23 protein-coding genes are annotated in these 19,973 nt (G+C 68.2%); 10 read left to right on the forward strand and 13 right to left on the reverse strand.

Annotated features, from left to right (window positions below):
* Positions 1-12: 12 nt before the first annotated feature.
* Positions 13-1,311: a PP2C family protein-serine/threonine phosphatase gene (locus ACLBWJ_RS08795; protein WP_447660151.1), complete on the reverse strand. Its 1,299-nt coding sequence runs from the start codon at positions 1,309-1,311 to the stop codon at positions 13-15.
* A 108-nt stretch (positions 1,312-1,419) separates the two neighbouring features.
* On the opposite strand from ACLBWJ_RS08795, the gene ACLBWJ_RS08800 reads away from it, so the two are divergent.
* Both ACLBWJ_RS08800 and ACLBWJ_RS08805 read left to right on the forward strand, forming a co-directional pair.
* Positions 1,420-1,959 carry a hypothetical protein gene (locus ACLBWJ_RS08800; RefSeq protein ID WP_447660152.1) on the forward strand — a complete coding sequence of 180 codons (540 nt, stop codon included), beginning with the start codon at positions 1,420-1,422 and terminating at the stop codon, positions 1,957-1,959.
* Positions 1,960-1,966: 7 nt separating this feature from the next.
* Positions 1,967-2,551: a TetR/AcrR family transcriptional regulator gene (locus ACLBWJ_RS08805; RefSeq protein ID WP_447660153.1), complete on the forward strand. Its 585-nt coding sequence runs from the start codon at positions 1,967-1,969 to the stop codon at positions 2,549-2,551.
* Positions 2,552-2,555: 4 nt separating this feature from the next.
* Here ACLBWJ_RS08805 and mnhG read toward each other — a convergent pair whose 3' ends face one another.
* The 7 genes from mnhG to ACLBWJ_RS08840 form a co-directional block, all read right to left on the reverse strand.
* On the reverse strand, positions 2,556-2,906 hold the full coding sequence (gene mnhG / locus ACLBWJ_RS08810) for a monovalent cation/H(+) antiporter subunit G (RefSeq protein WP_112615611.1): 351 nt from the start codon (positions 2,904-2,906) through the stop codon (positions 2,556-2,558).
* Positions 2,903-3,175, reverse strand: a complete 273-nt coding sequence (locus tag ACLBWJ_RS08815) for a monovalent cation/H+ antiporter complex subunit F (protein ID WP_114587494.1) — start codon at positions 3,173-3,175, stop codon at positions 2,903-2,905. Before ACLBWJ_RS08815 ends, mnhG begins: the two co-directional genes overlap by 4 nt.
* Positions 3,172-3,735: a Na+/H+ antiporter subunit E gene (locus ACLBWJ_RS08820; protein ID WP_404568584.1), complete on the reverse strand. Its 564-nt coding sequence runs from the start codon at positions 3,733-3,735 to the stop codon at positions 3,172-3,174. Before ACLBWJ_RS08820 ends, ACLBWJ_RS08815 begins: the two co-directional genes overlap by 4 nt.
* 2 nt (positions 3,736-3,737) lie before the next feature.
* Positions 3,738-5,303 carry a Na+/H+ antiporter subunit D gene (locus ACLBWJ_RS08825; RefSeq protein ID WP_274179060.1) on the reverse strand — a complete coding sequence of 522 codons (1,566 nt, stop codon included), beginning with the start codon at positions 5,301-5,303 and terminating at the stop codon, positions 3,738-3,740.
* Positions 5,300-5,821, reverse strand: coding sequence for a Na(+)/H(+) antiporter subunit C (locus ACLBWJ_RS08830; RefSeq protein WP_112615603.1), 522 nt, complete (start codon positions 5,819-5,821; stop codon positions 5,300-5,302). Before ACLBWJ_RS08830 ends, ACLBWJ_RS08825 begins: the two co-directional genes overlap by 4 nt.
* Positions 5,818-8,730, reverse strand: coding sequence for a Na+/H+ antiporter subunit A (locus ACLBWJ_RS08835; RefSeq protein WP_447660154.1), 2,913 nt, complete (start codon positions 8,728-8,730; stop codon positions 5,818-5,820). The genes ACLBWJ_RS08830 and ACLBWJ_RS08835 overlap by 4 nt, the downstream gene beginning before the upstream one ends.
* Positions 8,731-8,801: 71 nt before the next feature.
* Complete coding sequence (locus ACLBWJ_RS08840; protein WP_447660155.1) at positions 8,802-9,860, reverse strand: LacI family DNA-binding transcriptional regulator; 1,059 nt, start codon at positions 9,858-9,860, stop codon at positions 8,802-8,804.
* 56 nt (positions 9,861-9,916) lie between these two features.
* Between ACLBWJ_RS08840 and ACLBWJ_RS08845 the strand changes: the two genes are divergently transcribed.
* The gene (locus ACLBWJ_RS08845; protein ID WP_447660156.1) at positions 9,917-11,176 is read left to right on the forward strand and encodes an MFS transporter; all 1,260 of its coding nucleotides are present in this window, start codon (positions 9,917-9,919) and stop codon (positions 11,174-11,176) included.
* Positions 11,177-11,441: 265 nt separating this feature from the next.
* On the opposite strand, the gene ACLBWJ_RS08850 is transcribed toward ACLBWJ_RS08845, so the two are convergent.
* The gene (locus tag ACLBWJ_RS08850; protein WP_447660157.1) at positions 11,442-12,032 is read right to left on the reverse strand and encodes a TetR/AcrR family transcriptional regulator; all 591 of its coding nucleotides are present in this window, start codon (positions 12,030-12,032) and stop codon (positions 11,442-11,444) included.
* A 64-nt stretch (positions 12,033-12,096) separates the two neighbouring features.
* Here ACLBWJ_RS08850 and ACLBWJ_RS08855 point away from each other — a divergent pair, with 64 nt between their 5' ends.
* Genes ACLBWJ_RS08855 through nucS form a run of 3 tightly spaced genes read left to right on the forward strand, consistent with a single transcriptional unit; the run spans position 12,097 to position 14,204 of the window.
* On the forward strand, positions 12,097-12,858 hold the full coding sequence (locus tag ACLBWJ_RS08855; protein WP_447660158.1) for a CPBP family intramembrane glutamic endopeptidase: 762 nt from the start codon (positions 12,097-12,099) through the stop codon (positions 12,856-12,858).
* A 47-nt stretch (positions 12,859-12,905) separates the two neighbouring features.
* Entirely contained in the window at positions 12,906-13,496 is a 591-nt protein-coding gene (locus ACLBWJ_RS08860; RefSeq protein ID WP_404568433.1) for a GNAT family N-acetyltransferase, read from the forward strand.
* A gap of 9 nt (positions 13,497-13,505) precedes the next feature.
* Positions 13,506-14,204, forward strand: a complete 699-nt coding sequence (nucS, locus tag ACLBWJ_RS08865; protein WP_091501312.1) for an endonuclease NucS — start codon at positions 13,506-13,508, stop codon at positions 14,202-14,204.
* Positions 14,205-14,223: 19 nt separating this feature from the next.
* Here the strand turns inward: nucS and ACLBWJ_RS08870 are convergent, their stop codons facing one another.
* Positions 14,224-15,096, reverse strand: a complete 873-nt coding sequence (locus ACLBWJ_RS08870; protein WP_447660159.1) for an aldo/keto reductase — start codon at positions 15,094-15,096, stop codon at positions 14,224-14,226.
* A gap of 90 nt (positions 15,097-15,186) precedes the next feature.
* Between ACLBWJ_RS08870 and ACLBWJ_RS08875 the strand changes: the two genes are divergently transcribed.
* The 4 genes from ACLBWJ_RS08875 (at position 15,187) to ACLBWJ_RS08890 (ending at position 17,907) form a co-directional block, all read left to right on the forward strand.
* On the forward strand, positions 15,187-15,828 hold the full coding sequence (locus ACLBWJ_RS08875; RefSeq protein WP_447660160.1) for a TetR/AcrR family transcriptional regulator: 642 nt from the start codon (positions 15,187-15,189) through the stop codon (positions 15,826-15,828).
* A gap of 10 nt (positions 15,829-15,838) precedes the next feature.
* Entirely contained in the window at positions 15,839-16,510 is a 672-nt protein-coding gene (locus ACLBWJ_RS08880; RefSeq protein WP_447660161.1) for an HAD hydrolase-like protein, read from the forward strand.
* Between the two features lie 174 nt (positions 16,511-16,684).
* Complete coding sequence (locus tag ACLBWJ_RS08885) at positions 16,685-17,176, forward strand: GNAT family N-acetyltransferase (protein WP_447660162.1); 492 nt, start codon at positions 16,685-16,687, stop codon at positions 17,174-17,176.
* Positions 17,177-17,787: 611 nt separating this feature from the next.
* Positions 17,788-17,907, forward strand: a complete 120-nt coding sequence (locus ACLBWJ_RS08890; RefSeq protein ID WP_282501782.1) for a glutaredoxin domain-containing protein — start codon at positions 17,788-17,790, stop codon at positions 17,905-17,907.
* Positions 17,908-18,006: 99 nt separating this feature from the next.
* Here ACLBWJ_RS08890 and ACLBWJ_RS08895 read toward each other — a convergent pair whose 3' ends face one another.
* From ACLBWJ_RS08895 to ACLBWJ_RS08905, 3 genes are all read right to left on the reverse strand, one after another.
* Positions 18,007-18,297, reverse strand: coding sequence for a hypothetical protein (locus ACLBWJ_RS08895; protein ID WP_447660163.1), 291 nt, complete (start codon positions 18,295-18,297; stop codon positions 18,007-18,009).
* Between the two features lie 52 nt (positions 18,298-18,349).
* The gene (locus tag ACLBWJ_RS08900; RefSeq protein WP_447660164.1) at positions 18,350-19,195 is read right to left on the reverse strand and encodes a hypothetical protein; all 846 of its coding nucleotides are present in this window, start codon (positions 19,193-19,195) and stop codon (positions 18,350-18,352) included.
* Positions 19,196-19,533: 338 nt separating this feature from the next.
* Positions 19,534-19,812, reverse strand: a complete 279-nt coding sequence (locus ACLBWJ_RS08905; RefSeq protein WP_447660165.1) for a DUF3892 domain-containing protein — start codon at positions 19,810-19,812, stop codon at positions 19,534-19,536.
* Between the last annotated feature and the right edge of the window lie 161 nt (positions 19,813-19,973).

The raw sequence follows: 19,973 nt of genomic DNA on the forward strand, positions 1-19,973 counted from the left end.
CGACGCCGGCGATCAGGCCGTGCCCCAGGTCACGGCGATGACGGTGGCGTCATCCTCCTGTTCGCTTCCGGCGGCCCGAGCGACGAGTTCGCTGACGACGGTGTCGATATCGGGCCGGCTGCTGACGAAGTCGCGATAGCGGTCGATGGAGTCGAGCGATCCGCCGAACAGATCGAGTACGCCGTCGCTGACGCTGATGACGCTGTCACCGGGGCGCAACGAGAGCTCATCGCTCGTCCAGCTGGTCCCGACGCCGATCGGAAGGTGGCCCGAGCGGAGGAACTCGCTGGTGCCGTCCGCGCGACGGATCACGGTGAGGCCGTGACCCGCATCGACCCACCGCAGCATCCCATCGGGGCTGATGCGCGCGTGGAAGCACGTCGTGAACTGGGCTCCGATCGTGTCGGTCGGACCGGTGTTGAGACCGATCGCGGCGCGGCGGAGTGCGGCGGCGGGGTCGGGATCGTCGACGTTGCTCCGAATGACCGTGCGGACGGCGGCGGCGATCATACCGGGACCGACCCCCTTGCCCATGACGTCGCCGAGGGTGAAGGCGGTGCCGCCGTCGGGGGTGGCGTACCAGTCGTAGAAGTCGCCGCCCACGGTGCGGGCCGGGACGCACGCGCCGGCCACCCGGAAGCGCGCCGGCAGATCCGACCCGTCGACCGGCTGCAGAGACCGCTGGACGACGGCAGCCTGCGACACCTCGGCCTCGGCCAGACGCCGGTGCCACTGCGACGCCGTGAGCTTCTGCAGCGAGCGGCGCGACAGCTCGTTCACGACGGCGCCCGCTGCAGCGTAGACGAGTACGGCGATGATCAGTCGAACGAGCTCGCTCACGGTGAGCACCTGGTCGGGCGCGAGCACCAGCGGCAGCAGCAGCGTGACGCACACACCGACGAGCGGGAGCACGATGCGCCAGCGCCCCGGTCCGGCAGCGATCCAGATGACGGGGAGGACGACGATCGCGAGGAACACCGATTGCGTGTCACCCGTGCCGAACCGCAGCAGGCCGATCGCGATGAAGTCGCCGATCGGGATGACGAGCTCCGCACGCCGCAGCGCCGGCCATCGCGCCATGAGCGCGCCGAGGACGAGGAGCACGACGGCGAGCGCCGCTCCCTGCCACATCCTCGCCGCATCCGTCACGGGGAGCCACGGCACGACGGCGCTCGCGATGGCCGCTCCGACGACGAACGCCGCGACGATGGCCTGCCGCGCGAGGTTCTCCCACGACCGGTGCACGGGCACCACGACCGCGGGAGCGGCCTCGACGGATGAGACCCGGGCGTCAGGCGGGGCGTGCGTCATGTCTCCAGTCAATACGACTTCGGGCCTCGGTGGGCGACGAAGGGCGCCGGTTTTAGTAACACGCGCGTGCTAACATCGCTCCATCCGCCGAACCGAGAGGACTCGACCATGATCCTGGCCGCCATCATCGCCTGCGAGGTGGGATTCTGGGTTGCGATCATCGCGGGCCTCGCAGCCCGCTACGCGTTCAACCGACCCCGCCTCGGCGCGATGCTGCTCCTCGCCGCGCCGCTGATCGATCTCGTTCTGCTGCTGCTCGTCGCGGTCGACCTCCTCGGCGGCGGGACGGCCTCCTGGCACCACGGGCTGGCGGCGCTCTACATCGGCATCTCGGTCGCCTACGGACACCGGATGATCGCCTGGGCCGATGCGAAGGTCGCCACGCGTTTCCGGGGCGCGGCGCCGCGCCCCGCGCTGTACGGCACCGCATACGCGATCGCTTGCTGGAAGGATGTGCCGCGCACGCTGCTCGCGTCCGCTATCGCGGCTGCGATCCTCGGCGGGCTCATCCTGCTCGTCGGCGACGCCGACCGCACCTCGGAGCTGCTCGGGTTCTTCCCGATCCTCGGGGTGATCGTCGGGATCGACCTGCTCTGGGCCATTAGCTACTCCGTGTGGCCCAAGCGTGCTCCGGTCGCTGCGGGATGATGATGACATGCCCCGCCTGATCGACCACGACCACCGCAACGACGAGATCGCCGCGGCCGCGTTCCGAGTGCTCGCCCGCGACGGAGTGGCGGCGCTGTCGGTGCGGCGGGTGGCCGACGAGGCGGGGATCGCGACGGCATCCCTTCGTCGTGCGTTCCCCACGCAGGATGAGCTGCGCCGATTCTGCTTCGAGCGCCTCCACCAGGACGTCACGACCCGTCTGCTCGCCGTGACCGGCCAGGGACGCGAGCGCGCGATGCGCTGGATGCGCGAGCTGCTGCCGCTCGACGATTCGCGGCGCACCGAGCTCCTGGTTCAGCTGCAGCTGAGCCGGCTCGCGCTCACCGACGACGGCTTGCAGGGCCACGCCCGCGACCTGCATGACGGCGTCCACCGGGTCTGTGCCGCCGTGATCGGCGAGCTCGGGGGAACGGGAGGCCTCAGCGCTGACATCGATCCGGTCCTCGAAACGGAGCGCCTGCATGCCCTGCTCGACGGGCTGGCGCTGCACCTCATCTGGACGTCGTCGACCGAGCCGGCCGTCGATGTCGACCGGGTGCTCGACCGTCACCTCGACTCGCTCGCCGGTTAGCGGGTCAGTCGCGGGTGTCGCTCGGAGCCGGGGCGTCGGCGAACTCGTCGACGAAGAGCGACTCACCGTCGAGCGTCTTGTTGCGGTACGCCTGACGTCCGACCATGTGGGCCGACAATGGCGCGGTCGCGAGCTGGATGAGCGCCACCGGCACGAGGAACGCGACGACCGGCCACGAGTGCAGCGAAACCCCCACGGCGATGCAGATGAGGATGAAGCCGAGGACCTGGGGCTTCGTGGCGGCGTGCAGACGCGTCGGCACGTCGCGGAAACGCAGCAGCCCGATCGCTGCCGTGAGGCACAGCAGGGCCCCGATGAGGACGAGCACGAGGGCGATGACGTCGGTGATGCTCATGAGGCGTCCGTGTTGTCCTTCCGCGCGACGAAGCGCGCGATCGAGATCGAACCGAACACGCCGACCGCGGCGACGATCAGCAGCACGGGCAGGGTGCGGGTGTGATGGTTGATCGCCATCTCGGCGCCGAGCGCGCAGATCACGAGCGTCAGCAGCACATCCGAGGCGACCGCGCGGTCGAGGATCGACGGGCCGACGATGATGCGCCACAGCGTCAGCAGCGCGGACACCGCGAACACGACCGAGATGACGACGACGAGCCAGGTCATGAGCGCTCCCTCCGCAGGTCCGACAGCTGGTGGGCCTGCTCCTTCGATCCGACTGCGCGAACGATGCGCTCCTCCCAGTGCTGGATCTCGCGCCGCTGGTGCTCGAGCTGCTCTTGCGAACGGATGCCGATGGCGTGCACGTACAGGATGCGGCGGTCGCGGTCGATGTCGATGATCAGCGAGCCGGGGATGAGGGATGCCGTCACCGCGACGTGCGTCATGATCAGGTCGTCGTCGGTGCGCAGCGGCACGGCGATGATCGCGGCGCCCGGCTGGCGGCGCGGATCGATGACCTGCCAGGCGACCAGCAGCGACCCCTTGACGAGCGAGAACAGGAACTCGAGGAAGAAGACGACGCCCCACCAGATGTTGACCCGGCCCGACAGCTCGACCGGCGGCAGCCGGAACACGCGCGTCACGAAGAGGGCCACCACGATGCCGGTCAGCGCCGCGAGCACGGTGAACTGACCCCACAGCAGCATCCACAGCGCGACGAGCCAGACGAAGAACGGCAGCTGTCGCCAGAGCGCGGTCGCAGCGTTGCGTTTGGCGTCGCCCATCATCACTGCACCTCCTGCTCGAGCTGACTGATCGTGACCGGCTGCAGGAGCGATTCTCCGATGGCGGCGCAGAGGTCGTACAGGGGTCCGGCGAACACGGTCAGCGCGACCGTGACGGCGACCATTCCGGCCGTCGCGGTCGTCATGATGCGCGGGATGACGCGCTTCTCGGTCTGAACGTCGGCCCCTTCGGCATCCCCGAGGTAGGCGATGCGCGCGTCGGTCTCGCTCTCGCCCTCTCCGACCTCGTCCTTCTCGCGCCAGAACGACAGGTTCCAGGCGCGCATCAGGGCGTAGAGCGTGAGGAGCGAGGTGATGATGCCCGCGACGATCAGCACGTACATCAGCGGACTGCCCTCGTCGGCGGCCGCGTCGAACAGCGCGTACTTGCCGATGAAGCCGGAGAAGGGCGGGAGACCGCCGAGGTTGATCGCCGGGATGAAGTAGAGCACGGCCAGCAGCGGCGCCGCGCGCATGAGGCCCTTCACCTTCAGGATCGAGGTCGACCCGGCCCGTCGTTCAACGAGACCGACCGCCAGGAAGAGGGTCGTCTGCACGACGATGTGGTGGACGATGTAGTAGATCGTCGCGCCGACGGCGGCCGGCGTGGCTATGGCGAGGCCGAAGATCATGTAGCCGATGTGGCTGACCAGCGTGAACGACAGGATGCGTTTGAGCTCGGCCTGCGCGACGGCGCCGAGCACCCCGACGATCATCGTCGCCAGCGCGACGATCAGCAGCAGCGTGTTGACGCTGTTGTCCTGGAAGATCTCCGTCTCGGTGCGGATGATCGCGTACACGCCGACCTTCGTCAGCAGCCCCGCGAACACCGCGGTGACGGGAGCGGGCGCCGTCGGATACGAGTCGGGCAGCCAGAACGACAGCGGGAAGACGGCGGCCTTGATGCTGAACGCGAGCAGCAGCAGCAGGTGCAGGACGAGCTGCGTCTCCTGCGGCAGCTCCGTCATCCGCTGCGAGAGCTGCACCATGTTCACGGTGCCCAGCGCGCCGTAGATCGCCGCGATCGCCGACAGGAACAGGATCGACGACACGAGCGAGACGACGATGTAGACGACGCCCGTGCGGATGCGCGACTCGGTCGACCCGAGCGTGATGAGCACGTACGACGCGACGAGCAGGATCTCGAATCCGACGTACAGGTTGAACAGGTCGCCCGCGATGAAGGCGTTGAAGATGCCCGCCGAGAGGATGAGGTACGACGGGTGGAAGATCGAGACCGGTGTCTCGTCGTCACCGTCGGCGGCGCCCTGGCCGACCGAGAAGAGCAGGACCGCGAGCAGGACGACGCTCGAGACGACGACCAGCAGCGCGGCCAGCCGGTCGACGTAGAGCACGATGCCGAACGGGATCGGCCACCCGCCGACCGAGACTGCGATCGGCACGCCGGTGGCGTTGATGACGTTCAGCAGCACCGCCGCGATCACGAGGGTCGCGGTGAGCGTGACGATCGAGACCCCGACCTGGATGCGGCGGCGGCGACCGAAGATGAGGGCGACCGCGGCCCCCAGCAGGGGCAGCGTCACGAGGAGGGGAACCAGGGCGCTCATCGGTCTCCTCCGGGGCGATCGGTGGGCGCGTCGTCGCGCAGCGCGTCGAAGTCGCGCGAGTGCAGCACGGTGATGGGTGACGTCTGGTCGCCGACGAAGTCGGTCGTCGCGTCGTCGTCTTCGTCGGTGATCTCCTGCTCCATCGCCTCCTCGTCTTCGGCCATGCGATCGCGCACGGCGAGGTCGGCCTCGTCATCCTCGACCGTGTCGGCCTGACCGAGCTGCCAGGAACGGTAGATCAGGGCGAGCAGGAAAGCCGAGACGGCGAAGGTGATGACGATCGCCGTGAGGGTCAGCGCCTGCGGCAGCGGGTCGCTGAACTCGGCAGGGTCATCGGCCGAGCCGTAGAACGGCGCGACACCGGGCGCCCCCATGACGACGAGGAGGAACAGGTTGGCTGCGTTGCCGAGCAGCAGGAAGCCGATCAGCACGCGGGTGAGGCTGCGCTCGAGCATCGCGTAGACGCCGGCGGCGAAGAGCGCGCCCATGATGATGATCAGGATCAGTGAGACGTTCATCGGGCGAGCTCCTCTCGCTCCTTGCGCTGCCGGTCGACTTCCGCGCCCAGCGAGCGGAGCACGTCGAGGACGAGCCCGATGACCACGAGGTAGACGCCGACGTCGAAGATCGTCGAGGTGACGAACTCCACGTGGCCGAGAACGGGCAGCTCCGCCTCCCAGAACGTGCTCGTCAGGGCGGGCGCACCGAAGAAGAGGGGCACGACCGCGGTACCGACAGCCAGCGCCATCCCGACGCCCAGCAGTCGCCCGGCATCCGTCGGAGCGGCAGCCCCGAGCTCGTACGGTCCGCCCGCGACGTAGCGCATGACGAGCGCCATCCCCGCGACGAGTCCGCCGGCGAAGCCGCCGCCCGGCAGATTGTGGCCGGCGAAGAGCAGATACAGCGACACGACGATGATCGTGTGGAACAGGATGCGGACGATCACCTCGAGCATGATCGAACGCGTCTCGGGGCGGAGCTTCTGCCCGCCCACGAGCCAAGCCTGCCGCGACGATCCCGATCCGGCGCGGGGCCGCGGCCCCTCCGAGGTCTCGACGAGCGGACGGCGCGTGCGCAGCGCGCCGGTGGGCAGCGACGAGATCGCACGAGAGAGCGTGTCGGAGCGATGCGTCACGAAGACGAGCGAGGCCACACCCGTCGCCGCCAGGATCAGCACCGACAGCTCGCCCATCGTGTCCCAGCCGCGCAGGTCGACGAGGGTGACGTTGACGACGTTCTTGCCGTGACCGATCTCGTACGCGAGGTCGGGGAACGCGGTCGAGATCGGCTCGGCGACGCGCGCGCTGGTCGCGACGATCGCCACGAGTGCCATCGTCGCGCCGACGCCGATGCCGAGCAGCGCACGCCCGATCGGCCAGACCGAGGCATTGTGGTCGCCCATCCGCGAGGGGATGCGGCGCAGCACCAGCGCGAAGGCGATGAGCGTGACCGTCTCGACCAAAATCTGCGTCAGCGCGAGGTCGGGCGCACCGGCCGACGCGAAGAGCGCGACCATGCCGAGCCCCGTCACCGACACGAGCACGACTCCGGTGTAACGTTTGCGGGCACGCACCGCGATGATGCCCGCGATGATCATGATGGGTGCGACGAAGACCTGCATCGGCGAGTGCCACGCGGCGAGGTCGGCCTGCCAGCCGCCGTGCGCGATGAGCGCCGTGCCCTCGGCCGCGACGAACACGACGAAGATCGTGCCCACGTAGACCGGAAGCGACCCCCGCTGGGTGAGCGACGTCGTCCACACCGAGGTCCGCACGATGGCACGAACCGTCCCGTTGTAGGCGTCGACGGCGGTGAAGGGGAGCCAGCGACGCTGCGTGCCGGGGCGCCGCCCGACGAACCAGAACAGCACGAGACCGGCGAGGATGCTGCCGACCGAGAGGAAAAGCGCGGGTTCGAAACCGTGCCAGAGGGCGAGGTGGTAATCGTAGCCGTCGGCTCCCGCCGCCTCGGGCATCGTGGCGGCGTAGCCCGAGAACGCGGCATCGAGCAACGGTGCGGCGATGCCCCCGACGACGGTGAGGCCGCTCAGCAGCACCGGGGCGGCGAGGAAGCCGATCGGCGGATCGGGCCACTCCGTGCGAGGCAGGGTCGCGCCTGCGGCATCCTTCTTCGTGAAGAACGCGCCCCACACGAAGCGTGCGCCGTAAGCCGTGGTGAGCAGCGAGCCGAGCACGATGCCGATCAGCGGTGCGAGGGCGAGCGGATCCGTGCCCCCCTCGAGCAGCGACGAGAGCGCGGCTTCCTTCGCGACGAAGCCGATGGTCGGTGCCACGCCCACCATCGAGGCGATCGCGATGATCGAGAAGACTGCGAGCGTCGGCGCCTGGCGTCCCACTCCCGAGAGCTCACGGATGTCGCGGGTCGACAGCTGTCGGTCGATGACGCCGACCACGAGGAACAGCGACGACTTGAACAGCGCGTGGCCGACGAGCAGCGCCAGGCCGGCCAGGGCGGAGTTGCGCTCGCCATAGCCGAGAACGACCGTCAGCATGCCGAGCTGGCTGACGGTGCCGAAGGCGAGGATGCGCTTGAGGTCGGACTCGCGCAGGGCCTGCAGACCTCCGAGCAGCATCGTGAAGACGCCGAGCCCGATGACCATGGGACGCCACGGGTCCTCGTGTGCGAAGGCGGGCGCGAGACGGGCGATCAGATAGATGCCGGCCTTCACCATCGCCGCGGCGTGGAGGTAGGCGCTGACCGGGGTGGGCGCCGCCATGGCGCCGGGCAGCCAGAAGTGGAAGGGGAAGATGGCCGACTTGCTCAAGGCACCGACGAGCGTGAGGGCGATCGCGACGTTGAGCAGCACACCCTCGGGTGCCGGCGAGGAGACGATCGTGCTCAGGCTCGTGGTGCCGTAGAGCACGACCAGCATGACGACCCCGATCAGCATCACGAGACCGCCGAGGGTGGTGACCAGAAGCGCCTGGAGCGCGGCACGGCGGCTCGCTCCTCGGCCGTTGTAGAACCCGATGAGCAGGTAGGAGAGAACGCTCGTGATCTCCCAGAACATCACCAGCACGACGATGTCGTCGGTGAGAACGAGTCCGTACATGGCGCCGGCGAAGGCGAGCAGCACGGCCGCGAACTGCCCGACGCCGACCTTCTTGCCGTCGAAGTACCAGCGGCAGTAGATCATCACGAGCGCACCGACGCCGGTGACGATGAGCGTCATGATCCACGCGAGGGTGTCCATCCGCATCGACAGAGCGATGTCGAGCTGAGGGATCCAGGCGTATGACTCGAACGGAATGCCGCCGCTCAGAACCTCAGGAGCGCGACGGGCCGCGTCGACGAACGCTGCGATGGGCAGGAGTGCTGCGACGAAGAATGCGCGGGCGCCGATCCGCTTGATCAACCACGGCAGAACCAACGGAAGAACCGCGAACGCACCGAGGAAGATCAGCAACAGGCCTCCTCTGGGCGTGGGGGGTCGTGTCACCCATCCTACCGACAGGATGCCGGTCTACGGTCGATCGGCTAATACTTGACAGCGACCGGCCCCGTCGTGTTCCCCACACGGAACGTACTCGTGAACCACTGCGAGTCGGGCGTGTCTCCGGCCAGGAGCGCTGCCACAGCCTCGCCGGCGGCTCGCCCCTTCTGCCACGCCGGCTGCACGAGTGTGGTCAGTTCGTAGGGCGCGAGACCGTCGACCACGATGCCGTCGAAGCCCGTGATGCTGACATCCTCCGGTACCCGCAGCCCGGCCTCCTCCGCAGCGCGCAGCACACCCACCGCGAGCAGATCGCTCTGCGCGATGACCGCCGTCGGATGCGGGCCGTCGCCCGCGAAGAGCGCGCGTCCGACTGCCGCGCCGGCGTCGATCGAGCTGTCCCCGGCGGCGTAGGCAGCGGCATCCGGAAACACGTCGCGGAATCCGGCGAGCCGGTCGGCCACCACGTCGACCGACGTCGTGCTCTCGTCGTCGCGCGACAGCCAGCCCGACTCCGATCCCCACCGCACCGGCATCGTCACCGCGACGACGTTCGTGTGCCCGAGATCGCGCACGTGCTCGGCTGCGAGGCGCTGCGCCTCGCGGTTGTCGAGCGCGATCCGGGGCACCCCCTCGCCCCCGTCGCCTTCGATGACGACGACCGGGATGCCACGGGCCCGAACGCTCGCGAGGTGGTCGCGCAGCAGCGCGCTGCATCCGATCAGCACGGCGGCGTCGATGGGAGCCGTCATGAGCGTCGGCTCGCCCGCGACGACGCTGCCCTCGCGCAGCAGCAGCAGTCCGGCGCCGATCGGGGCGACCGCGTCGGCGAGCGCGTCCATCGTCGTCCGCATGACGGGGTCGCCGAAGACGCTGCCGAGCCGCCCGCCGCTGACCACCCCGATGATCCCGCTGCGTCCGCGCCGGAGCGACGCCGCGCGCGGGTCGGGTCCGAGGTATCCGAGCTCGGCGGCGGCCGCGAGGACCTTCGCGCGGGTCGCTTCGCTGACGGGCGTCTTGCCGCTGAAGACGACGGATGCCGTCGACGGCGAGACCCCGGCCGCATGCGCGACGTCCGAGATGGTGGGCCGACGTGCGTTCACGCCCCGATCGTACCTGGCCGTAGTGCAACGTCGAATCGATTCGGTACGCTGACCCGGTGACCGATGTGCTCTCCCGTTCCGTCTACCTGCGCTGGCGCAACGCCGTCTTCGCGATCTTCGCCGCGAGCGGCCTGAGTATCGCCACCTGGGCCGCGCGCGTACCCACGATCAAGGAAGACCTCGGCATCGAGAACCGCGAGATCGGACTGGCGCTGCTCGCGATGGGGATCGCCTCGATCCTCGGGCTCTCCGCGAGCTCCGTCATCATCGCCCGGCTCGGCACCCGCACCGGCATGTTCGGGGTGCTGATCACGCTGTCGATCGGCCTCGCGATCCTCGGGCTCGGCAGCGGTTTCTTCCACTCGTACGCGATGCTCATCGTCGGGCTCGCGCTGTTCGGATTCGGCAACGGATGCCTCGACGTCATGATGAACGTCGACGGAGCCGCCATCGAGACGCAGTCGGGCAAGACGATCCTGCCGCTGTTCCACGCCTTCTTCAGCTTCGGGACCGTGATCGGCGCAGGGCTCGGCGCGATCGCCGCCAGCCTTCGCATCGGCGTCGCCATCCACGCCGTCACCATCGCCTCGCTCATCGTCGTGCTCGCGATCGTCGCGATCGCGAACGTCCCCCGCCGGGCGGTGACCGACGCCGTCGCCGCCGATTCCGCGTCGGCGGAGGCGGCCTCCGCCGACGGCCCCGCGCCCGGGTGGCGTCAGCGCCTCGCGGTCTCGCTGTCGGCCTGGCGCGAGCCGCGGACCTACACGCTCGGCATCATCATGCTCGGCATGGCCTTCGCCGAGGGCGGTGCGAACGACTGGCTCGCGCTCGGCGTGGTCGAGCACGAGGGCGGAACCGCCGCCATCGGCGCCGCGGCGCTCACCGTCTTCAGCGTTTCGATGACCGTCGTGCGCGTCTTCGGCGGTCCCCTCGTCGACCGCTTCGGCCGGGTCGCGACGCTGCGCGTGCTCGCCGTCGCCGCGACCGCCGGCATCCTGCTGTTCATCCTCGCCCCGAACCTGCCGCTCGTCTTCGTGGGAGCCGCACTGTGGGGCATCGGGGCGTCGCTCGGCTTCCCGCTCGGGATGTCGGCCGCCGCAGACGACCCCGCCCACGCGGCCGCCCGCGTGAGCGCCGCCGCGACGATCGGTTACGTCGCGTTCTTGTGCGGACCGCCGATCCTCGGATTCATCAGCGACCACATCGGCCTGCTGCCGACGCTGTTCATCCTGGTGGTGCTCGTCGCGGCATCCGGTCTCGCCTCGTCGGCCGCGAAGCCGCTGCCCGGAGCCAAGGTCGGCGCCGGCCGCCACTGACCCGTCGCGCGAGGTCCGCGCCGCTTCACCGCGCCGCGAGGTCCCAGTTTGGCCGGGTATCCCGTCGCCATTCCCGGCCCAACTGGGACCTCGGCGGAGCGGTGAAGCGGGCGGGGGCAGATGGCCTGACGGACGAGTCGGGGTCGTGTGAGCCGAGCCGGTCCCGCCCGGTCAACAGGCTCAACCGTGCTCGCTGACGGCCCGCGGGGCTTCAACGGCAGGTGAGCCTGACGACGGGACAACCGGCAGATGCCGGCGCGGTAGCTCAGAACCGCGGCAGCGGCACCCCCATGCCGCGAAGCAGGGCGCGCACCGCGTCGACAAGCAACCCGGTGGGGACGGGCGCGGCGAGCGCGGCGGCTGCGGCTCCGTCGAAGAGCCAGCGGATCGCGCGAGCCTGGCCGGTGCACCTCGCCGGGTCTGCATCGAGAGCCTGCGCGAGGTACTGCGTGAGGAAGTCGTCGATCGCCGCGGTCTCGGCGGCGAGCGATTCGCGGACGGGCTCGAGCCGTTCGACGTCGCCGATCGCCCGGACGAGCCCGGGGTACAACTCGTCGGCGAGCTCCGCCTCGAGGTGCGCGGCATAGGCCAGAACGGCATCCATACCCGCTGCCCGCTCAGTGATCTCGGCGAGCGCCCGTTCCGTCTCGGAGCGCCCGGCCTCGAGCACTCCGACCAGGAGGTCGAGCTTCGTCGGGAAGTAGTGGAACAGCGTGCCCGACGACACGCCCGCGCGACGGTGGATCGACGCAGTGGTGGCGGCCGCGTATCCGGATGCGGCGAACTCGGCGGCCGCCGCATCCAGGATCACGGCACGCCGCTCCTCAAAGCGTTCAGGATCGCGACGGCGTGGCACGGGAGCCACCCTAGCCCGCGAAGCTTTACTAGAGCAGCAACTCTAGAGCGGTTACTCTGATGTCGTGGAATCGGAATCGAACCCCGCCACGGCACCGACGAACGCGACACCGCCAGAGCCCCGGCACCAGCCGCAACGGCCGCAACCGCCCCGCCCCCGCGCGCTCGCCTGGACGACCGTCCTGGTCGGCATCGGTCTCGCGTGGTCACCGATGTGGCTACCGGAGGTGCTTCGCGCCGTCGGAGCCGACCCGCGTCCCCCGCTCGCGGCGATCGGGCTCGCGGGACCGGCGGCCTCGATCTTCTGGAACTGCCTCGCGACGGCGCTCGTCCTCGCGTGGGTGTTCGGTGTCGAGCCGCGCGGGCTGTCGTCTCTGCGCATCGTGCGGCCGACTGGCAAAGACCTCGAGTGGGCACTCATCTTCTTCGGTGGCGCCATGGCCTGGAGCTGGCTCGCGCAGCTCATCCGTCCGCAGAACGCACCCGACACCGGCTCCGCCACCATCGCGGCGCTCCCGATCCTGGTGGTCGTCGCGATGATCCTGAGCGCCGCGATCTGCGAAGAGATCCTGTTCCGCGGCTATCCCCTCGAACGATTGACCGAGCTCACGGGGCGACGCTGGGTCGCGGTCGCCACGACGCTTCCGTTCTTCGTCGTGCCACATCTGTTCACCTTCGGACCCGAGTGGCTGCTCTACCACGCGAGCGGAACCGTGGCGATCTACGTGCTGTACCTCTGGCGCCGCAACCTCGTCGCCTGCATGGTGCTTCACGCCGCCGTCAACGCGCCGATCCTCATCCCGACCGTCGCTGCGCATATCGGCTGAACACGCGGGCGCGCGCCCGCGCCGGCACTCTGCCAGGATCATCCGCGATGACGATCTCCACACAGCCCTGGTACCTCCCGGCATCCGACACCGGCGTCCACCTCGACATGATCCCCGAGCAGGTTCTCCATGCCCTCGGGGCAGGTGACACGGCGAACCTCGACCCGATCTACGCCAACCCGTTCCTCACAGGCCCGGAATGTGACTGGCTCTGGCGGCACCGCAGCGCACAGGTCGGGAACGCGCCTGGTGACGCTCCGTGGATCACCCGGCTCATCATCGATCCCCAGCGCGACGCCGCCGTCGGCGTGGCCGGCTTCCACGGCCCGCCGGATGCCAGCGGCATGGTCGAAGTCGGGTATCGCGTCGACCCCGCGCTGCGGCGCCGCGGTTATGCACGACAGGCTCTCGAGACCCTGCTCGACGTGGCACGCAGCCACCCCGATGTGCGCACGGTGCGCGCGACGATCAGCCCTGACAATGTCGCGTCACGAGCGCTCATCGACGGTTACGGGTTCGTCGAGCGCGGCGAGCAGTGGGATGACGAGGATGGTCTCGAGATCATCTACGAGCTCTCCGTCGCCGATGCGGTCGCCGACGCCGACGACGCCGCCGCCGCCGCCAGCGATAGCGCTTAGGCTCGACGGGTGCGTCTGGTCATCGCCCGCTGCTCCGTCCAGTACACGGGGCGCCTCAATGCTCACCTTCCGCTCGCCACCCGTCTGCTGGTGCATAAGGGCGACGGAAGTTTGCTCGTGCACTCCGACGGCGGGTCGTACAAGCCGCTGAACTGGATGAGCCCGCCGTGCACGCTCACGGTCGAGACGCCCGAGGACGACCCGGATGTCGAGGAGCAGGTCGTCGAGCAGTGGCGGGTGACCCACGCGAAGTCGGGCGACACCCTCGTCGTGCGCATCTACGAGATGATCCACGACTCGTCCCACGAGCTCGGCGTCGACCCCGGTCTCATCAAGGACGGCGTCGAGGCCGATCTTCAGCGCCTGCTCGCCGAGCAGGTCGAGGTGATCGGTGAAGACCTGACGCTGGTCCGCCGCGAGTTCCCGACCGCGATCGGACCGGTCGACCTGCTGCTGCGCGATCCCGCGGGCGGAACGATCGCCGTCGAGGTCAAGCGCCGCGGCGACATCGACGGTGTCGAGCAGCTCACGCGCTATCTCGAGCTGCTCGGCCGAGACCCGCACCTCGCGCCCGTCACCGGGGTGTTCGCGGCGCAGGAGATCAAGCCGCAGGCGAAGGTGCTCGCCACCGACCGCGGCATCCGCTGCGTCACGCTCGACTACGACGCCATGAAGGGCATCGAGTCGGGCGCGCCGCGCCTGTTCTGACGCGACGCGCCCGAGCCTCTCAGGAGCCGAGCTTCGACAGCTCCTCGAACTCGTCTTCGGTGAGCTCGATCTCGGCACCGCGGAGGTTGTCCTCGAGGTGCGCGACGCTCGAGGTGCCCGGGATCGGCAGCATGACCGGCGAGCGCTTGAGCAGCCACGCGAGGGCGATCTGGGCGGGGGATGCCTGCTTGCGCTCGGCGAGCTCGCTGAGCGGCGAGTCGGCACCGGTCAGGCCGCCGGTCGCGAGCGGGAACCACGGGATGAAGCCGATGCCCTGCTCCGTCGACCAGTCGAGGAGTTCCTCGGCATCCCGCTTCTGCAGGTTGTAGAGGTTCTGCACCGACACGATCGTGGCGATCTGCTGCGCGGCCTTCACCTGATCGACGGTGACCTCGGAGAGTCCGATGTGGCGGATCTTGCCCTCGTCCTGGAGCTTCTTCAGCTCGCCGACCTGGTCCTCGAGGGGAACCTGCGCGTCGATGCGGTGGAGCTGGAAGAGGTCGATGCGGTCGAGACCGAGGCGCCGGAGGCTCATCTCCGCCTCCTGGCGCAGGTACTCCGGTCGCCCGAGCGGCGGCCACTCGTTGGGTCCGGTACGCGTGAGTCCGGCCTTCGTCGCGATCACGACGTCGTCGCCGTAGGGGTGCAGCGCCTCCCTGAGGAGTTCCTCGGCGACGTAGGGGCCGTACGAGTCGGCGGTGTCGAAGAAGTTCACGCCGAGCTCGACGGCGCGCTTGAGAACGCGGATCGCCTCGTCGTGGTCCTTCGGCGGGCCCCAGACGCCGGGGCCGGTGAGCTGCATCGTGCCGTAGCCGAGGCGGTTGACCTCGAGGTCGCCGCCGATGCGGAAGGTGCCGGAAGCGTGGGCTGAGGACGTGCTGGATGTCGTCATGAGGATGTCAGCGCGCGGGAGCCGCGAGACATTCCCGCCACCCGCATAGCCACCCCGGCGGGCCTCATGAGCGAGACCCATAATGGGGCGGTGCCGAAGATCACCGCTGCGACCGTCGCAGAGCACCGCGTCGCTCAACACGGAGCGCTCCTCGCCTCGGCGAAGGCGATCATCGCCGAGGCCGGCGTCGCCGCCATCACTCCGCGTTCGGTGTGCGAAAGGGCGGGCCTGTCCCGGTCGAGCTTCTACGAGTACTTCCCCTCCAAGGACGACCTCCTCGCCGCGATCGCGATGCAGGCGTTCGAGGAGTGGGGTGCGGAGCTCGAGGCCGCGATGGATGCCGCAGCCCCCGGCCGCGCTCGCCTGCACGCCTACGTCACCGCGACGATCCGGATGACCGCTGATGGCAAGCACACGCTCGCCACGGGCCTCCAGCAGACCGACATCTTGCCGAAGAACGTCGAGGCGATCATGGCGATGCACGACGCCCTCACCGCACCGCTGCGTCACCTTCTCGAAGAGCCCGGAATCCCGGGGGCCGCAACCCGTGCGGCCCTCGTGCAGGGCGTCATCAACGCCGGCATGCAGCTCGTGGAGCACGGGGTCGACGCCGACGATGTGATCGCGGGAGTCATCGGGGTTCTCGATGGGGGCGTGCACGGCGCATGCGACCGCGTTCCGAAGATGGTCGACGGCCCCCTCACGCCGTACTCCGCGTCATCGCGCACGTAGGGTGGGACCTATGACCCGATCGCCGTTCTCCTGCGCCCTGTGGGACATCGACGGCACGGTCGTCGACGCTTCCGAGGGCATCCTCCGCCGCCTCACGATCACGCTCGAGCACTTCGGCCGCCCCGCGCCGACGCGCGAGGAGCTCATCCACTGGATCGGTCCGCCGATGCACGAGTCGTTCCAGACGAACCTCGGGATGACGCCCGAGAAGGCGACCGAGGCGGTGTCGTTCTACCGCGTGCTCGGCAAGGCAGACGGCTACACGACCGGTGCACGCCTCTACCCCGGTGTCGCCGACCTCATGGTCGAGCTGGATGAGGCGGGCGTGCCGCAGTCGACGGCGAGCTCCAAGCCCGAGATCCAGGTGCGGGCGCTCATGGAGCACTTCGGTCTCGCGCCCCGGCTGCGCGAGATCGTCGGGGCCACGAGCGACGAGAAGACGCTGAGCTCGAAGTCGGACATCGTGGCCGAAGCTCTCCGGCGTCTGACCGCCGATGGCGTCGACGTCTCGCGGCCCGTTCTCATCGGAGACCGCCACCACGACGTCGAAGGCGGCGCCGCGAACGGTGTGCCGGTCATCTTCGTGTCGTGGGGCTTCAGCACGCCCGACGAGGCCGACGGCGCGATCGCCGTGGCGGCCGACATCGACGACCTGCGGGCGCAGCTGCTGTCTGCAAAGTGAGCGTCGGAGAACTCCCCCATTCGACGCCCGGGCTGCGTGCCAGAAATGCAGCGCCCGGGCGTCGACGGATCCCCCCGGATACGTCACGCGATGCGTGACGGGACAACTGTACTGATTCTCGCGCCGCACCGATACCCGTAAATGAGACGGATTTCATCCGCGTAGCGTGCCGGTGTGACTCACGTGGATCTCCGCCCCTTCGACGATGACGACGCGGATGCCGTCTTCGAGATGATGCGCGACCCGGATGCGGTCGCCCAGGCCGCGTTCACCGCCGACGATCCCTCGGACCGCGACGCGTTCGACGCCTGGCTCGAACGCCACCGCGCCGACGACCGCGTCTCGATGTTCGTCGTGACCGATGACGGCGGCTTCGCCGGAACCGCCGCCGCTTTCACCGTCGACGGCGACCGCGAGGTCACCTATTGGATCACCCGACACGCGCGAGGTCGCGGCGTCGCCTCGGCCGCGCTGCGCCTGCTCGTCGCCCGCGAGGCGGAGCGCCCGCTCTATGCCCGGGTCGCCGCCGACAACGCGGCATCCATCGCCGTGCTCACCAAGAACGGCTTCAGTGAGATCTGCCGGCAGCGCGCCTACGCCCCCGCCCGCGGCGAGGAGATCGACGAGCTCGTGGTCGCCCTGCCGCCCACCCTCGACGGAATCTGACGCGACTGTTCGATGTCGGGCGAGCCGTCAGGACCCGACATTGTGGCAGCGAGCGGGACTCAACAGAATCGCCTCCATCGCTGCTTGGTACGCCTTCCTTCGTAGGCAGCTCCCCGACTGGGAGCTCTTGCTCCGACCACCAGGTCGGCAGCCCGCGCTCGTTCCGCTTCTCTTCGAGGTGGTCGATGACCTCCTCTAGAAGCACGGCGTTCGAGACGCCGGCGTGCTGGGCGAGCTGATTGAGCCGGTCCTTCGAACCCGCTTGATCGCCCAACCCCGGCTCCCTGGGTTCTCACGCGAACCCCACGGGAGACGACGGTCGGTCATACCGCGACACCAGCCATAGACCGAGCGAGTCGCGAGTAACACGCCGCGTGTTGCCATAGATCAAGACAGAGTGACACGGACGTGTCAACTACTTGAGCTGCCGGCGCCGGCGGCAGCGGGGGAGCGCGTCGGCTCGGAACGCCTCAAGGGTGCTGCGCGGATTCCTGCGGAATCCCGGCGGGGCCAGTCCTTGACCCGCTCCGAGCCGACGCGCGGGCGGCAAGTATCAGCTGATGGCGAAGCATCGGCTGAACGGCCGAGGACCGCAGAGAGGATCACGGGCGATGAGCATTCATGTCACGGTGTACGGGGCCGAGGGCTGCACGAAGTGCACGAACACCTGCACAGCGCTGCGCCTGGCCGGTATCGACTTCGATCTCGTCGACGTCCACGCCGACGCCTGATCGACGAGCTGCGCGTTGCCGGCGTCCACGAGCTTCGTTGGTCGTGACCGACAACGGCGACAGGTGGCGGCGCACCATGACCTTCGCCGGAGCGTTCAGTCAAAATCTGCTGCTGAGGCGGTCTTCGGCTTCACCGAGAGCACGGTTTAGCTGAGCTAGTTCATCTCGGACGCGCTGGACCTTCTCGGGAGTGAAGTACTGGATGCCTAAGGAGGAGACGGCTTGGGCAATCGCTGTGTCGAAGCGATACTCGTGCTCGATTGCTTCGCTCAGGTGATCGCCGGTTGGGAGGCGAAGAACGAGGTCCAAAAACCGTGAGGGGTCGTTGAGAACGTCGAGATAGGCGTTCAACAGACGCTTTCTCTCGATCTGTAGTTCGCGATGATTCATCTGGACACACTATCCGGGTGACTCGACCTGAAGTCGAGCCCCCCGGATACCCTCAGAACGTCGCGCCCGATGTGCCCGTGTGAACGACGGTGTAGGTGTGGCTGTTTCGCAGGAACCACAGTGGCTGACCGGGATCATGGTAGGTCGTGATCTTCCCACTCAGCTCGACGTGGTACTTCGTGCCGGGCGCCGAGCCGTGCTGGTAGTTTTCCTCGAAGATCAGCGGGCCTGTTCCCATCCCTCGAAACTGTGCGCTGTCACAGTTATTCCAATCGTGCAGAACCTGGTCAAAGAGGGGGAGCTCGTAGTAGGTCTTGCACTCCAGCGGATTGACCTCAATGAGTGAACCGGCGATTGCGCGGACTTCACCATCAAGAGTGACAGTGGGATACTCGTTGATATTGTACGAGAATTTAAGTTGAACGGTGCCTACGACCGGCCCACAGCCGGTTCCGTCGGGACGACAATATCCGTAGTCGAGCTTCTCGTCCAGGTACCAGATTTTCCCGATCACTCGCCCGTCTCGGATTGCGGGGGCACGTAGAGCATCAGCCTGCACTCCGCCACGGCTGACATCCGTAGACTCCGAGGCCGTCGCTTCGGCCAGAACTGCTCGAAGGTCCGCGGCGGACGCGCTGTCAAGGTTGGCTGACTTCTTCTCGACGAATGCTGTAGCTCCAGCGCTTTCGCCTTGCGCCACCAGCTGCCGAACGGCTGCCTCTACCGGATCCTCGTCAGCAGATGCGAGGTAAGGTGCACAATCTCCAGCTTGCTTCTCATCGATACTGCACGGCTGTGCTGCGGTGCCACTCGCCCATGCAGGAGTTACCGCGGCGGTAGCAAGGATCGTCAGAACCGCGGCAGAGAGTGCAGCGCGGGTCAGAAGTCTCGTTTTCAACTGATTCCCCCATAATGTGATTCGGTCGAGCCGACCGTTTCACGATTTATGCCAGGAAGCAACGAAACGATCGAGGTTCCTCAGTTGGGAGATCGAAACATCCCCTCATTGGGCAGTTATCCCGATGATCGAGAACTGGGCTCTCGACAGCTCACCCGCCGCGGCGGCCGACGGTCGCAAGAGCAACCAAGCGGTACCGGATACCCCGATAATCAACGTTATGTCAGGTTCCTGACATATGTCCGGTTGCGTGCCCCTAGATGGGTGCGTGAACGCACGCGGCCGCTTGGGGCATCCGGCGATGGGGCTAGCGCTTAAGGCTTGTGGAAGCTCATGGTTCAGAAGGTCAGGAGGCTGACCAGGTTGTTAGTCCACTTGACGTCGGCATGAGTACGCAGGTACGGCTGCCCGTTTTGCGGCCTGACAACCCCGACTGCTACACGAGCGCTCCCAGCGCCGACGTAGGCCTTCCCTCCGTTGTCGATCCAGGCAACCAAGGTGGGCTTGTCGCTGTGCTTGACTTCGCCCGTCTGCTCGCTCTTCCATTTGTATGAGACGATCTCGTCCTCCGTCTTCCGAGTCCCCCCGAAACGGACGTGTGTGATCTGGATGGACATGGCCCCTCGCTTCCTGTCGCAACACTGCGGCACTGAAACGGATCATGGCACGAAGGCACGACAGCCCAGTCCGGTCAGTTCGCAAACGGCCGCATGAGAACGCGAACGTGGCGACAACGTGGCTACGCGCCGGTGAGCGATTCGCGCTCGTCGGCCGGAGA

The sequence above is a fragment of the Microbacterium sp. M4A5_1d genome (assembly GCF_053345465.1).

Coding starts and splice junctions, on each gene's coding strand:
- ACLBWJ_RS08795 (WP_447660151.1), bottom strand. CDS start 1,311: ATGACGCACGCCCCGCCTGACGCCCGGGTCTCATCCGTCGAGGCCGCT.
- ACLBWJ_RS08830 (WP_112615603.1), bottom strand. CDS start 5,821: ATGAACGTCTCACTGATCCTGATCATCATCATGGGCGCGCTCTTCGCC.
- ACLBWJ_RS08800 (WP_447660152.1), top strand. CDS start 1,420: ATGATCCTGGCCGCCATCATCGCCTGCGAGGTGGGATTCTGGGTTGCG.
- ACLBWJ_RS08820 (WP_404568584.1), bottom strand. CDS start 3,735: ATGGGCGACGCCAAACGCAACGCTGCGACCGCGCTCTGGCGACAGCTG.
- ACLBWJ_RS08860 (WP_404568433.1), top strand. CDS start 12,906: ATGACGATCTCCACACAGCCCTGGTACCTCCCGGCATCCGACACCGGC.
- ACLBWJ_RS08825 (WP_274179060.1), bottom strand. CDS start 5,303: ATGAGCGCCCTGGTTCCCCTCCTCGTGACGCTGCCCCTGCTGGGGGCC.
- ACLBWJ_RS08815 (WP_114587494.1), bottom strand. CDS start 3,175: ATGACCTGGCTCGTCGTCGTCATCTCGGTCGTGTTCGCGGTGTCCGCG.
- ACLBWJ_RS08890 (WP_282501782.1), top strand. CDS start 17,788: ATGAGCATTCATGTCACGGTGTACGGGGCCGAGGGCTGCACGAAGTGC.
- ACLBWJ_RS08880 (WP_447660161.1), top strand. CDS start 15,839: ATGACCCGATCGCCGTTCTCCTGCGCCCTGTGGGACATCGACGGCACG.
- ACLBWJ_RS08905 (WP_447660165.1), bottom strand. CDS start 19,812: ATGTCCATCCAGATCACACACGTCCGTTTCGGGGGGACTCGGAAGACG.
- ACLBWJ_RS08895 (WP_447660163.1), bottom strand. CDS start 18,297: ATGAATCATCGCGAACTACAGATCGAGAGAAAGCGTCTGTTGAACGCC.
- ACLBWJ_RS08805 (WP_447660153.1), top strand. CDS start 1,967: ATGCCCCGCCTGATCGACCACGACCACCGCAACGACGAGATCGCCGCG.
- mnhG (WP_112615611.1), bottom strand. CDS start 2,906: ATGAGCATCACCGACGTCATCGCCCTCGTGCTCGTCCTCATCGGGGCC.
- ACLBWJ_RS08870 (WP_447660159.1), bottom strand. CDS start 15,096: ATGACGACATCCAGCACGTCCTCAGCCCACGCTTCCGGCACCTTCCGC.